This window comes from Acuticoccus sp. (genome assembly GCF_965213555.1).
GTDB lineage: Bacteria > Pseudomonadota > Alphaproteobacteria > Rhizobiales > Amorphaceae > Acuticoccus.
The window spans coordinates 736,451-749,348 of sequence record NZ_OZ243890.1; the positions used below are offsets into that span (position 1 = coordinate 736,451).

The window sequence follows — 12,898 nt, forward strand, 5'->3', positions numbered from 1 at the left end:
CGACGATCAGCTCAGCGACTGCGTGTCGCCGTCGATGGAGATCGCCTGGCCCGAGATGGTGCGGCCGCGCGGCGAGCACAGGAACAGGATCTGGTCGGCGAGCTGACGCGCCGTGACCATGGTGCGCAGCGACACGTTCCTCACCGCCGACGCACGCACCCGCGCGACGTCCATGTTGTTCGCCCGCGCCCTCGCCTCGAACACGCGCTCGATGCGATCGCCCTCGACGAGGCCGGGCAGGATGGCGTTGCAGCGGATGCCGTGCGGCCCGAGCTCCGCCGCGAGGGACTTGGTGAGGCCGATGACGCCCCACTTGGCAGCCGCGTAGGGCGTGCGTAGGGGGAAGCCGAACTTGCCCGCCGCCGACGACAGGTTGACGATGGAGGCGTTGTCGCTCGCCTTGAGGTGCGGCACGGCGAGGCGCGTGCAGTTGAACTGGCCCGTGAGGCAGACCGCGAGGCAGTCGTCCCAGTCGGCCGGTTCGATGCCATCAACCGGGCCAGTCGGCCCCGCGATCCCCGCGTTGTTGATGAGGACGTCGAGGCCGCCGAGCGTGCTCAGCGCGTCCTCGAACAGGCGGCCGACCGCGTCGCGGTCGGCGACGTCAGCCACCGTGCTGGTGACGGCGGGGTCGCTCTCGCCGAGCGCGGACAGCATCGCCTCGTCGACGTCGCAGGCGTGGACGCGCGCGCCCTCCTCCACGAAGGCGCGGGCGACCTCGCGGCCGATGCCGGAGGCGCCCGCGGTGACGAGCACCCTGAGGCCTGCGATGCCAAGGTCCACGGTGCCCTCCCGTCGCCGTCGCCCGGCCTCACGGGGCTGGAGCCCTCGACAAAGCTGCGCTGCTCGTCCAGCCTAGGTGCGCGGTCTCGACGCATCAAGGTATCCGCCGCAACGGTGCGCACGTGCCCTCGTCGAGGCCGCGCTGCTGCCGCTGCGCTCGGCCTAGAGGCAGCCGCGACGGGGCGCGACGTCGCCCGAGGCAACGGACGGGAGGGCCATGCCGAAGGTCTCCATCGTCGGCGCTGGCCTCATCGGCCGCGCCTTCGCCATGGTGTTCGCCCGTGCCGGGTGGGATGCTGCGCTGTTCGACCCGGTCGCCGGCGTCGCCGAGGCGGCCCGGGCGGCCTGCCACAGCGGGCTCGTCGCCCTCGCCGAGCACGGGTTGTGCGAGGACCCCGCCGGAGCGCACGCGCGCCTCACCGTCGCAGGGACGCTGGCCGAGGCCCTCGACGGCGCCGAGCACGTGCAGGAGAGCGGGCCGGAGCGCCCTGAGGTCAAGCGCGAGCTGTTCGCCGAGCTCGACAGGCTGGCGTCGCGCGATGCCGTCCTCGCGTCCTCCACCTCGGCGATCCAGTGTTCCCTGTTCACCGAGGCGCTCGACGGGCGGCACCGCTGCCTCGTCGCCCACCCGGTGAACCCGCCCCACCTCGTACCCGTGGTCGAGCTTTCCGGCGCGCCGTGGACCGACCCCGCCGCACTGGAGCGCGCCCGCGCCACCTTCGACGCGATCGGCATGGCGCCCGTCACCGTGCTGAAGGAGATCGACGGGTTCATCCTGAACCGCCTGCAGGCGGCGCTGCTGTCGGAGGCGTTCCGCCTCGTCGCAGAGGGTTACGTCTCCCCGCAGGACCTCGACCGCACCGTCGCCGACGGGCTCGGCCTCAGGTGGTCGTTCATGGGACCGTTCCAGACCATCGAGCTCAACGCCCCCGGCGGCGCGCCCGACTACTGCACGCGCTACGCCCCGTTCTTCCGCCGCGTGGCGCCCGAGCTCGGCGGCGCCACCGCGTGGACCGAGGAGACCATCGCCGCATGCCTCGGGGCGTGGGGCGGGCCGCGCAGTGTTGAGGAGCTCGAGGCCAAGTCGCGGTGGCGCGACGATCGCCTCGCCGCGCTCGCCGCCCACAAGTCGGCGCAGAAGACCGTGCAACGCTAGGAGCCCGTCATGCCATCCAAGGTCATCATCACCTGCGCCGTGACCGGCTCGATCCACACGCCGTCCATGTCGCCGCACCTGCCGGTGACCGCGGAGGAGATCGCCGATGCCGCGGTGGGCGCGGCCGAGGCAGGCGCCGCCATCGTCCACCTGCACGCCCGCGACCCGAAGGACGGGCGCCCGGACCAGTCCACCGACGCGTTCGCCCCGTTCCTGCGCGTCATCAAGCAACGCTCGGACTGCGTCATCAACATCACGACGGGAGGCGCGGCGACGATGACGGTGGAGGAGCGCGCCCGCCCCGCGCAGGTGTTCAAGCCCGAGGTCGCCTCGCTCAACATGGGCACGATGAACTTCGGGCTCTACCCGATGCTGAACCGCTTCAAGGAGTTCCAGCACGACTGGGAGCGCCCGTACCTCGAGGGCTCGCGCGAGCGCATCTTCAAGAACACCTTCGCCGACATCGAGCACATCCTGACCTCGTGCCGCGAGAACGGCACGCGCTTCGAGATCGAGTGCTACGACATCGGCCACCTCTACACCCTGGCGCACTTCGTGGACCGCGGCCTCGTGGAGCCGCCGTTCTTCGTGCAGTCGGTGTTCGGCATCCTCGGCGGCATCGGCGCCCACCCCGAGGACGTCGCCCACATGCGCCGCACCGCCGACCGGCTGTTCGGCACGGACTATCGCTGGTCCGTGCTCGGCGCGGGGCGCAACCAGATGGTGGTGGCGGCGATCGCCGCGGCCATGGGCGGCAACGTGCGTGTCGGCCTCGAGGACTCGCTGTGGGCCGGGCGGGGACGGCTCGCCCAGTCCAACGCCGAACAGGTGACCATCGCCCGGGGCATCATCGAAGGGTTGGGGCTGGAGATCGCGACGCCCGAGGAGGCGCGCGAGATCCTGTCGCTGAAGGGTGGCGACCGCGTCGAGTTCTGACGCTAGAGCAACTTATCTGGGTCTGAGGAGACCCAGGATGCTCTAGCGGCCCGGCTTGTCGCGCACCGCTCGAGCGGCTTGGGTTTGAGCGGAACCACCCGACCCCATGAAGACCCCCCGATCCACGAGCTAGGCGGCGGACACGGTTCGCGGCGATCCAGATGCGGATCGCCGCGAGGGTGATGGCGGCGGGTTGTCAGGCCGGCGATCGGACCGCGGCGATGTCCTTGCAGATCACGCGTGGCGGGATTTGGCCCATGCGCCGCATCCGCTCGCGTGCGCGCGGATCGCGTTGGTGCCCTATGCCCGGTCGGCGATGAGGATGGAGCCTGGCGCTCCGACTGTCGATCAGGCAGAGGGCGGCGGTGCATCGCCGGCCTGTCCGGCGTCAGCGCAACGCGGATCGGTCGCCCCTCGGCATCAACGAAAGCGTGGATCTTCGTGGTCAGGCCGCCGCGGGAACGGCCCATGCAGCGTTCGTCCCCGCCCCCCTTTGCAAGGCGGCGCCGTGCTGATGGACGCGCACGCATGAGGCGTCGATCATGACGATGTCGCGGTCGTAGCTTCCGACACGGCTGCAGGATGCGGGCCGAGATCCCCTTCGCCCGCCATCGGACGAAGGGGTTGAAGAGCATCGTGCGTGGTCCGGAGCGCTCGGGCAGGTCGCGCCAGGGCGACCCGGTCCGGAACCGCCAAAGGATGCCGTCGATCACCCGTCGGTCGTCGACCCGAGGCACGCCCCTTCGTCGGCAAGAGCGGCTGGATGATCGCCCCACTCCGCGTCGCTTAAATCGTGCCGGTCCGTGTCGGTCCCTGCGTGAACGAGGGCAGACCAAACCCGATGAGATTTGACCGATCGTTGATCGGAAGGCCTAGCGCATCACATCGGGGTCCGAGAAGACCCCGGATGCGCTAGTCGGAAAGCGCGGCAAGCGAGACCCGCGTGTCGTGGAAGGCGGCACCGCCGTAGGGGGCGACTTGATCGGCTCCCGTCAGCGTGTTGATGCCCTGCCCGCCCTCGAAGGCCCGGTTGCGGTGGAGCCCCTCGCAGACGAGCGTGCGGCGCTTCACGCCGCCGAACAGCGTGGCGGTGACCGTCACGGCGCCCCGCGCGTTGGCGAGCCGCACGCGCGAGCCGTCGGCAATCCCGGCGTCAGCCGCGTCGTCGGGGTGCACGAGGACGGTCGGCACACCCTCCCGTTTCAACGAACCCGGCGTATCGTTGAACGTCGAGTTGAGGAACGATCGGGCGGGCGCGGTCACCAGGCGGAACGGCTCCCCCTCGCTCGGCGCCTCGATGACCTCCCAGTGGTCCGGGAACGTCGGCATCCGCTCCACCGGACCCATGGGCCCCGCGTTCGGTGCGGGCACCGATGCCCAGTCGGGACGGAAGTGGAACTTGCCGTCGGCGTGGGCGAAGCCCTCGAGGTAGTGCGCCCGGTCGAACGGGGGCTGGACGTCGACGAAGCCGTCGCGGTCGAGCGCAGCCATGTCGAGCCCGGATGCGCGCACCATCCACTCGATGTGCTCACGCGGGCTCATCTCGAAGCCGGGATGCTCGCCGCCGACCCTGTGGGCGATCTCGCGCTGGACGAAGGCATTCTCGCGGCACTCGCCCGGCGCGTCGACGAGCTTGGGGCCGAGCAGGAGGTGGCTGTGTCCGCCGCCCCTGTAGACGTCGTCGTGCTCGGTGAACATCGTCGCTGGCAGCACCACGTCGGCCATCGCCGCGGTCTCGGTCATCATCTGCTCATGGACGACGACGAAGAGGTCCTCGCGGGCGAACCCCTCCCGCACGCGCGCCTGCTCGGGGGCCACAACCATCGGGTTGGTGTTCTGGATCAGCATCGCGTCCACCGGCGGCCCGCCCTGCAACGCGTCGGGGTCGCCAGTGAGGATGCGCCCGATCTGGGACTGGTCGAGCCGCCGCGTCGTGGGGTCGACGACGTCGGTCCCCTCGATCATCGTCTTGTCGAGCTTGAAGATCGCCCCGTTGTTGTGGAACGCGCCGCCGCCCTCGTGCTGCCAGGAGCCGAGCACCGTCGCGATCGATGCCGCCGCGTGCATCGCCACCGTCCCGTTGCGCTGCCGCGTGAAGCCGTAGCCGAGGCGGAAGTAGCTCCGTGGCGTGGTGCCGACCAGCTTGGCGAACGCCTCGATCTCCTCCACCGACAGCCCGGTGATGGCCGCCGCCCACTCGGGCGTCCGCGTTGCAAGGTGCGCCTCGAGCCCGGCGGGATCGTCGGCGTACCGCGCCATGTACCCGCGGTCGGCGTGCCCGTCGCGGAAGGCGACGTGCATGACCGCGCAGGCGAGCGCCGCGTCGGTGCCGGGGCGCAGCACGAGGCCGAGGTCGGCCTGGCGCACGGTGTCGTTCTCGTAGACGTCGATCACCACGATCTTCGCCCCGCGCGACTTGCGGGCATGGGAGGCGTGGGTCATCACGTTGACCTGGGTTGCCACCGCGTTGGTGCCCCAGATCACCAGGCAGTCGGTCACACGCATCTCGCGCGGGTCGGGCCCGGCAAGGCGCCCCGTGCCGGCGATGAAGCCGGTCCATGCCATGTTCGTGCAGATGGTGTCGTGCTGGCGCGAGTAGCCCTTGGCGTGGCGCAGGCGATGGATGCCATCACGCTGCACGAGGCCCATGGTGCCAGCGTAGTGGTAGGGCCAGACCGCCTGCGGCCCGTGGGCCCGTTCCGCGGCAAGGAACCGCTCGCCGATGAGGTCGAGCGCGTCGGCCCAGGAGATGAACTCGAAGTCGCCGGAACCCTTGGGGCCGGTCCTGCGCAGCGGCGCCGTCAATCGGTCGGGGTGGTGGGCTCGCTCGGCGTAGCGCGCGACCTTCGCGCAGATGACGCCGGCGGTGTAGGTGTTGTCGGCCGCACCGCGAACTCGGCCGATCCGGCCGTCCGCGACCTCAACCTCGAGGGCGCACACCGACGGGCAGTCGTGCGGGCAGGCCGAACGCAGGCGGACGGACGCGGTCATGTCGGCCTCCGGGGACGGTGTCGGCCGACCTTACGCCGTTGTCGAGGAGGCGCAAAGCCGAAGAGCGGCAGGATCGCGCCAGGGGGTTGGCGGCCCGTCCAGGACGGGCCGCCAGTCCTTGCCTACATCGGGTAGGACATGGTCACCGACGCCTCGGTGGTCTCACCCTCCATCACCTCGATGGACGAGGAGGCGAATTCCGGCGCGCCTGCCATCATCCCGCCGGACAGGCCCCAGCCTTCCATCGGGCCGGTGTCGCCGACGGTGAAGTCGCCGTCGCCGTCCTCGTCGTGCACGACGGCCACCGCGTAGGTGCCAGGCTCGACGTCCTGGAACATCACCTCGACGGACTCGGAGTCCGCGGTCACGGTCTCGGTGTACTCGCCTTCCTTGGCGAGGAACTGATCCTCGGTCTGCAGCGCCACCAGAACGCTGCCGGGGCCCTGCTGCACGCCGTCGATGGTAACCGAGACCTCCTCGGCAATCGCAGCGCCGGACGCGAGAACTGCGGCGGCGGTCAGCGACAGTAAGAGCTTCATGGTGTATCTCCCATTGAGTTGCAGGAGCGCAACGCTTCACAAACGGCCGGCATGTGTTTCTGTTCGCAGCCTGGGCAGCGATCGGCATGGTCTAAATCGACGCAAGACGGACCCACTCACCCGTCTGCCGGTCCTCGATGGTGCCGGGCAACACCCAGCGTGGGCTGAGCAGGCACCCTTGACCCCTCCCTAAGCCGCGCCGGTGCGCCGGTCGCGGAACGCAGCGCCTGCGGCGACGTAGACGCTGAGCCGACAACCACCGGCCACGCCGCTGAGCGACCGGGAGGGCCCTGGCCTGGCACGCCCGACCCGACGGACCGGCCGACGCGGCCGCTTGGCGACGCAGGCCGATCGCATTGGCTGCGGTTGTCCCGCCGTGCAGCCATCGGCTACCCCTCCCCGTCGACCGCAAGCGAAGGCCGCCCGTGACCTCCCTCCCCGCCTCCATCAACGAGACCGAAGCGCTGCTCGCCGGCGCCGACTACGTGGCCGACCGCGCGCTCGCGACGGTGCTGTTCCTCGCGCTGAGGCTCGGGCGGCCCCTGTTCCTCGAGGGCGAGGCTGGCGTCGGTAAGACCGAGATCGCCAAGGTGCTCGCCACCGCGCTCGGCCGTCGGCTGATCCGCCTGCAGTGCTACGAGGGGCTCGACCAGGCGGCCGCGCTCTACGAGTGGAACTACGCCGCGCAGATGCTCGCCATCCGCCAGTCCGAGGGACGCGGCGAGGCGGTCGACGTGTTCGCCGAGCGCTTCCTCACCCGCCGGCCACTGCTGGAGGCGCTCGACACGCCACCCGAGGGCGCGCCGGTGCTCCTCATCGACGAGCTCGACCGCGCGGACGAGGCGTTCGACGCCTTCCTGCTGGAGATCCTGTCGGACTTCCAAATCACGATCCCCGAGCTCGGCACCATCGCAGCGGCCGAACCGCCCGTCGTCGTGATCACCACCAACCGCACGCGCGAGATCCACGACGCGCTGAAGCGGCGCTGCCTCTACCACTGGGTCGACTACCCCTCGCTGCGGCAGGAGCGCGAGATCGTGCGACGCAAGGCGCCCGGCGCGGGCGAGCGGCTGGCGGACGAGGTGGTGGCGTTCGTCCACGACCTGCGCAGCGGCGACCTGTTCAAGCCGCCCGGCGTCGCCGAGACGCTGGACTGGGCACAGGCACTCGCCGAGCTCGACCAGATGGTGCTCGAGCCAGGCATCGCGGACGACACCCTGGGTGTCCTCCTGAAGTACCAGGACGACATCGCGAAGGTGCGTGGCTCCACCGTCCAGCGCATCATCGACGAACTCCGCACGTCCGCCGCCGGCCGCGCCGTGTGAGGCAGACCCGGCCGAGCCCGTGCCGTCGGCGGTCGGGCGGCGCTCCCGTAGGTCATGGGCTCATGGTGGCCGTAACCAAGGTCGGGAGGAGGCCGGAGCGACGGCGGGGATGAAGTCGCGGGCGAGCTTGTCGAAGCGGGTCGCCACGCGGCGGAAGGGCTCCAGCGTGTTGAGGCGCCGCTCGACGAGGTTGCGCGGGCGGCAGAGATCGGGCGCGACGGTGCGCCTGACGCGCACGTTGCGGCGGGCCGGAATGTGCGCCCGCGCCTCGCGCCCCGCGCTCGGCACACCAGGCGATCAACGCCTCGGCGCTGTCACCCCGGTCGGCGACGATGCTGGGCGTGGGGACCAGGCCGTCGAGGAGCACCGCAGCTGTCGCCTTGTCCGAGGCTCGACCGGGCGTCACCACGAAGCGGATCGGCAGGCCAGGCTCGTCGACGACGGCATGGGGCCTTGTCGTCAGTCCCGCACGGGAACGGCCGATGGCGTGATCCGAGCCCCCTGCCGCCGGCGGCGTGCTGATGGGCCTTCACGATGGAGCTGTCGATCCGCTGTCACGCGGCCGGCTCCCTGCGGGCGAGCGCCTCGAAGATCGCCAGCCAGACCCCGCGCTCGGCCCTTCCGTCGTCGCGGTTGTCGAGCGTCGTCGACGGGCCCTAGCCGTTTGATCCCGGGTTTTGCTGGTGCAGTCCTCTCATCGGAATGGAAGGATGCGCTGTGGGCCGGGTTCTCCACGGGAGCGCCACGACGACAGAGGCGGTCCGTCGAGCAAGACAAGTTAGTCAAGAGAGCTGAGGGCCCTCGCGAGGCGCTACGGGATCAACCGGAAGACCGTGGCCGAATGGAAGGAGCGCTCGTCGGTGAGCGACCTGCCGACGGGACCGGAAGAGCTAAGGTCAACGGTCCTGTCCGATGAGGACGAGGCGATCATCGTCGCCTTCCGTCGCCACACCGTGCTGCCGCTCCTCGACTGCCCCTACGCTCTCCAGCCGACGATCCCACATCTCACCCGCGCATCCCTTCATCGCTGCCTGCAGCGCCACGGGATATTCCGACTGCCTGATGTCGATGGCGACAAACCTGGCAAGAGGAAACTCAAAGCCTAGCCGATCGGCTTCCCCATCGACATCGCCGAAGTGCGCACCGCCGAGGGAAAGCTCCAGCTTCTGGTGGCGATCGACCGGACGTCGAAGTTCGCCTTCGCCCAGCTCGTGGAGAAGGCCAGCCGCGTCACCGCATCGGCCTTCCTCGTCGCTCTCGTCGAAGCGGTGCCGTATGAGATCCACACCGTGCTCACCGACAACGGCATCCGGTTCCGCTATCCACCGCGCCATGCGAACGGCCCGACTCTCGATCCATGACCCACATCGCCATGCGCTGCCGCGAGCATGGCATCGAGCACCGCTTCACCAAGCCGAACCATCCATGGACGAACGGTCAGGTCGAACGGATGAACCGCACGATCAAGGACGCCACCGTCAAACGCTTCCCCTACGACGGCCACGAGCAGCTCCGGCGACACCTCGCCGACTTCATCGCCGCCTACGACTACGGCGCCGACCCAAGACCCTCAAGGGACTTACGCCCTACGAAGACATCTGCAAACGGTGGACAGACGAACCCCAACGCTTCACCATCAACCCGCTCCAGCAAATGCCGGGATCAGACACCTAGCACGTGGACCCATTTGCCGCTGAGCCAGACGCGGATGGCGGCCAGCTTCAGCGCGGCGAGGAAGTTGTCGGGCCGGCGGTCGTAGCGAGTGGCGATGCCGCGGAAGTGCTCGATGCGATCAAAGAAGCGCTCGATGAGGTTTTGCTGCCCATAGACGAAGCCGCTGAACGGGAACGCCCGTTTGCGGATGAAGCGCGGCGGCGCGTTCGCCCATGCGCCGCAGGCTGCGGTGGTCGAAGATCGCATCGGTGTCGTAGGCGCGGTCGGCAACCAGGACGGAGCCTTTGCCGAGATCGCCAATCAGTTCGCGAGCGGCCGGCGCATCGCCGGCCTGACCGGGCGTGAGTGCAAGGCGGACGGGCCGGCCCCCGGCATCGACGAGGGCGTGGATCTCGGTCGTCACGCCGCTGCAGGAGCGGCCCATGCCGCCATGGTCCTCGCCCCCCTTTTGCCCGTCGCGCCGTGCTGCCGCACGCGCACGCCAGAGGGGTCGATCATCACGATGTCGCCGTCGTAAGCCTCGGAGACGGCGTCAAGGATGCGGTTCCAGATCCCGGCCGCCCGCCACCGGACGAAGCGGTTGTAGAGCGTCGTCCGCGGCCCGTATCGCTCCGGCACGTCGCGCCAGGCGTCCCGGCCCGGAACCGCCAAAGGATGGCGTTGATCACCCGCCGGTCGTCCACCCGCGGCACTCCCCGCACCTTGGTCGGCAACAGTGGCTGGATCACGGCCCACTCCGCATCGGTCAGGTCATGTGGATCCATCGCCGTCTCCCCTCCCGCGGACGACGAGCAGACCTCATCAACGTTGATGTGCCGTTCATGGGGCCATGCTCTAGGACCAGGACCGCGGACGCCAGGCTTAGGCGGGGACGCCGTAGACCCTGTCGGCGCGCTCCTCGAAGGCGGCGGCGAAGCGGCGGAACGCGTGGTCGAACACCGAGCCCATCACCGCGGCCAACGCGCGGCTGCGGAACTCGTAGCGGATCGCGAAGCCGACATCCGTCGTCGCCTCGTCCACCGCGGTGAACGTCCACCGGTTGAACAGCTCCTTGAACGGTCCGTCGAGGTAGGTGACGTCGATGACGTTGTTCGCCCGGTCGAGGGTGACGCGGGAGGTGAAGGTCTCGCGCAGGAACTTGTAGGCGACCGTCATCTCCGCCACGAGGACCTCGCGGCCGTCGGGCAGCCGGTCGCGTCGGCGCACCGTCAGCGCCTTGCACAGGGGCACGAAGCGCGGGTAGGCCTGCACGTCCGCCACGAGGTCGAACATGTTGTCGACCGCATGCTTGACGCGGCGCGTCGTCTGGAATTGCGGCACTAGCGTAGGGCCTCCGCCTTGCGCCCCGCCTCCCCGCCGCGGGCACGGGACTGCCCACCGTCCGCCGACGAGCGGGCGCCGCTACGAGCCTCCCGCGCGGCCCTCAGCCGGGCGAAGTCCTCTCCCGCGTGATAGGACGAGCGCGTGAGTGGCGATGCCGACACCATGAGGAAGCCCTTCGCCGTGGCGATCGTCGCGTACGCCTTGAAGGCGTCCGGCGTGACGTACTCCATGACGGCATGATGCTTGCGCGTGGGTTGCAGGTACTGACCGATGGTCAGGAAGTCGACGTCGGCGGACCGCAGGTCGTCCATCAGCTGCAGCACCTCGTGCCGCGTCTCGCCGAGGCCCACCATGATGCCGCTCTTGGTGAAGATCGTCGGGTCGATGAGCTTCACGCGGTCGAGCAGGCGGATCGAGTGATAGTACCGCGCCCCGGGCCGCACGGAAAGGTAGCGCGACGGAACGGTTTCCAGGTTGTGGTTGAACACGTCCGGGCGAGCGTCCACCACGGTCTCGAGGGCGCCCGGCTTGCGCAGGAAGTCCGGCGTCAGCACCTCGATGGTGGTGCCGGGCGCCGCGGCGCGGATCGCGCGGATCGTCCCTGCCATGTGGTTCGCGCCGCCGTCGGCGAGGTCGTCCCGGTCCACCGAGGTGATGACGACATGCTCGAGGCCAAGCGCGGCCACGGCATCCGCGACCTTGCGCGGCTCGGCGGGGTCGAGGGGGTCGGGAAGCCCGGTGCGCACGTTACAGAAGGCGCACGCCCGCGTGCACGTGTCGCCCATGATCATGAACGTCGCATGCTTCTTCGACCAGCACTCGCCGATGTTGGGGCAGCCGGCCTCCTCGCACACCGTGACCAACCCCTCGGCGCGCACGATGTCGCGCGTCTCGCGCCACACCGGCGAGCCTGGTGCCCGGACGCGGATCCAGTCGGGCTTTCGCAGCACCGGCGCATCCGGTCGCGCCGCCTTCTCGGGGTGGCGCACGGCGCTCCTGGTGCGGTCGACCACGGTGACCATCGAGACTCCCTTTGGCGTGCAACCTCAACATAGGCCGCCCCGCCATGCGATGCGAGTGGGTCAGGCCGTCCCTGCGGCGACCGCCCGGTAGACCGCCTCGTACTCGGCCGCCATTCGAGCCGCGGTGAACCGTGCCTCGAACCGTGCCCGCACGGCCGACCTGTCGAGCCGCCGCGCCGCTGCGAGCGCCGCCACTGCCGCTTCGGCGGTATCGACCACGAAGCCCGTGACGCCGTCATCGACGACCTCGGGCACGCTGCCGCGGCGGAACGCGACGACGGGCGTGCCGCAGGCCATCGCCTCGATCATGACGAGGCCGAACGGCTCGGGCCAGTCCACCGGGAACAGGAACGCCTCCGCCTCCCCGAGCAACGCCTGCTTGTCCGCGTCACCCACCGGGCCGACGTACTCCACGCCGCCGACGAGCTCGGGGCGGACGACGGTGTCGAAGTAGCTCGGGTTGCCGACGTCGACGGTCCCGGCGAGCTTGACGCGGAGCCCCGCCGCACGGCCGACTCGTGCGGCCACGTCGGGCCGCTTCTGGTCCGTCATGCGGCCGACGAAGGCGACGTAGCCACCGCCGCCCGGCCCCAGCGCGAGGCGCGTCGCCGGGATGCCGTGGTGGACGACCCCTGCGACGTTGCCCGGCGGCAGGTCGGCGGCCTGCGCGCGGGAGATCGCGACCACCTTCTGGTCCGTGAAGTGCGCGAAGTAGGTTCGGCGGTCCGCCTCGTCGGCGCGCCAGTGGATGGTCATGACCACCTTGTGCCGCACCGCGCGCAGCACCGCCGCGTGGGCGAGCTCCGTGTGGCAGTGGATCACGTCGAACTCGTCCGCGGTCTCCGCGACGCGGTCGAGCATGACGAGCTCCATGGCCGACAGCAGCGAGGGCGGCGCGCCTTTGATCGAGGCAACCGCGGGCCCCTGAGGCCGGAGCGGGGCACGGGTCGACGAGCCATCCGCGGCGAACACGACGACGTCGTGGCCGCGCTGCAAGAGGGCTTCGGACAGGATGTGGACCACCCGCTCCGTCCCCCCGTGATCGGCAGGCGGCACGGGGAAGTAGAGCGGGCTGACTTGGGCGATGCGCACGCGGATCCCGCTTGGTTCAACGAACGGACAAGTTGGCGCACGAACTGGAACCCGCGC

General features: G+C 70.1%; 11 protein-coding genes and 3 pseudogenes. 4 read left to right on the forward strand and 10 right to left on the reverse strand.

Annotated elements, in window-relative coordinates; translation table 11 throughout:
• Window positions 1–6: 6 nt before the first annotated feature.
• The gene (locus ACOOE8_RS03710; RefSeq protein ID WP_420393520.1) at window positions 7–783 is read right to left on the reverse strand and encodes an SDR family oxidoreductase; all 777 of its coding nucleotides are present in this window, start codon (window positions 781–783) and stop codon (window positions 7–9) included.
• 217 nt (window positions 784–1,000) lie between these two features.
• Between ACOOE8_RS03710 and ACOOE8_RS03715 the strand changes: the two genes are divergently transcribed.
• Together ACOOE8_RS03715 and ACOOE8_RS03720 are read left to right on the forward strand one after the other, a co-directional pair.
• Window positions 1,001–1,939 carry a 3-hydroxyacyl-CoA dehydrogenase gene (locus tag ACOOE8_RS03715; RefSeq protein ID WP_420393521.1) on the forward strand — a complete coding sequence of 313 codons (939 nt, stop codon included), beginning with the start codon at window positions 1,001–1,003 and terminating at the stop codon, window positions 1,937–1,939.
• Between the two features lie 9 nt (window positions 1,940–1,948).
• Window positions 1,949–2,875, forward strand: coding sequence for a 3-keto-5-aminohexanoate cleavage protein (locus ACOOE8_RS03720; RefSeq protein ID WP_420393522.1), 927 nt, complete (start codon window positions 1,949–1,951; stop codon window positions 2,873–2,875).
• 2 nt (window positions 2,876–2,877) lie between these two features.
• Here ACOOE8_RS03720 and ACOOE8_RS03725 read toward each other — a convergent pair whose 3' ends face one another.
• From ACOOE8_RS03725 to ACOOE8_RS03735, 3 genes are all read right to left on the reverse strand, one after another.
• Window positions 2,878–3,651 (reverse strand): IS5 family transposase, encoded by a 774-nt coding sequence (locus tag ACOOE8_RS03725; protein WP_420393523.1) that lies wholly within the window; start codon window positions 3,649–3,651, stop codon window positions 2,878–2,880.
• A 136-nt stretch (window positions 3,652–3,787) separates the two neighbouring features.
• Window positions 3,788–5,866, reverse strand: coding sequence for a molybdopterin-dependent oxidoreductase (locus ACOOE8_RS03730; RefSeq protein WP_420393524.1), 2,079 nt, complete (start codon window positions 5,864–5,866; stop codon window positions 3,788–3,790).
• A 122-nt stretch (window positions 5,867–5,988) separates the two neighbouring features.
• Window positions 5,989–6,405 (reverse strand): DUF2141 domain-containing protein, encoded by a 417-nt coding sequence (locus ACOOE8_RS03735; RefSeq protein WP_420393525.1) that lies wholly within the window; start codon window positions 6,403–6,405, stop codon window positions 5,989–5,991.
• A gap of 425 nt (window positions 6,406–6,830) precedes the next feature.
• Here ACOOE8_RS03735 and ACOOE8_RS03740 point away from each other — a divergent pair, with 425 nt between their 5' ends.
• Window positions 6,831–7,730, forward strand: a complete 900-nt coding sequence (locus tag ACOOE8_RS03740) for an AAA family ATPase (RefSeq protein WP_420393526.1) — start codon at window positions 6,831–6,833, stop codon at window positions 7,728–7,730.
• A 60-nt stretch (window positions 7,731–7,790) separates the two neighbouring features.
• Here the strand turns inward: ACOOE8_RS03740 and ACOOE8_RS03745 are convergent, their stop codons facing one another.
• Window positions 7,791–8,018 (reverse strand): hypothetical protein, encoded by a 228-nt coding sequence (locus tag ACOOE8_RS03745; protein WP_420393527.1) that lies wholly within the window; start codon window positions 8,016–8,018, stop codon window positions 7,791–7,793.
• Between the two features lie 40 nt (window positions 8,019–8,058).
• A pseudogene (locus tag ACOOE8_RS03750) lies at window positions 8,059–8,253 on the reverse strand (hypothetical protein); the annotation flags it as partial.
• A gap of 194 nt (window positions 8,254–8,447) precedes the next feature.
• On the opposite strand from ACOOE8_RS03750, the pseudogene ACOOE8_RS03755 reads away from it, so the two are divergent.
• Window positions 8,448–9,404, forward strand: a pseudogene (locus tag ACOOE8_RS03755) (IS481 family transposase).
• Here ACOOE8_RS03755 and ACOOE8_RS03760 read toward each other — a convergent pair.
• The 4 genes and pseudogenes from ACOOE8_RS03760 to ACOOE8_RS03775 form a co-directional block, all read right to left on the reverse strand.
• Window positions 9,393–10,168, reverse strand: a pseudogene (locus ACOOE8_RS03760) (IS5 family transposase). The pseudogenes ACOOE8_RS03755 and ACOOE8_RS03760 overlap by 12 nt on opposite strands.
• A 97-nt stretch (window positions 10,169–10,265) precedes the next feature.
• Window positions 10,266–10,724, reverse strand: coding sequence for a type II toxin-antitoxin system RatA family toxin (locus ACOOE8_RS03765; protein ID WP_420393528.1), 459 nt, complete (start codon window positions 10,722–10,724; stop codon window positions 10,266–10,268).
• Window positions 10,724–11,749, reverse strand: coding sequence for a lipoyl synthase (gene lipA, locus ACOOE8_RS03770; protein ID WP_420393529.1), 1,026 nt, complete (start codon window positions 11,747–11,749; stop codon window positions 10,724–10,726). Before lipA ends, ACOOE8_RS03765 begins: the two co-directional genes overlap by 1 nt.
• Window positions 11,750–11,809: 60 nt before the next feature.
• Entirely contained in the window at window positions 11,810–12,841 is a 1,032-nt protein-coding gene (locus ACOOE8_RS03775; protein ID WP_420393530.1) for a glycosyltransferase family 4 protein, read from the reverse strand.
• Between the last annotated feature and the right edge of the window lie 57 nt (window positions 12,842–12,898).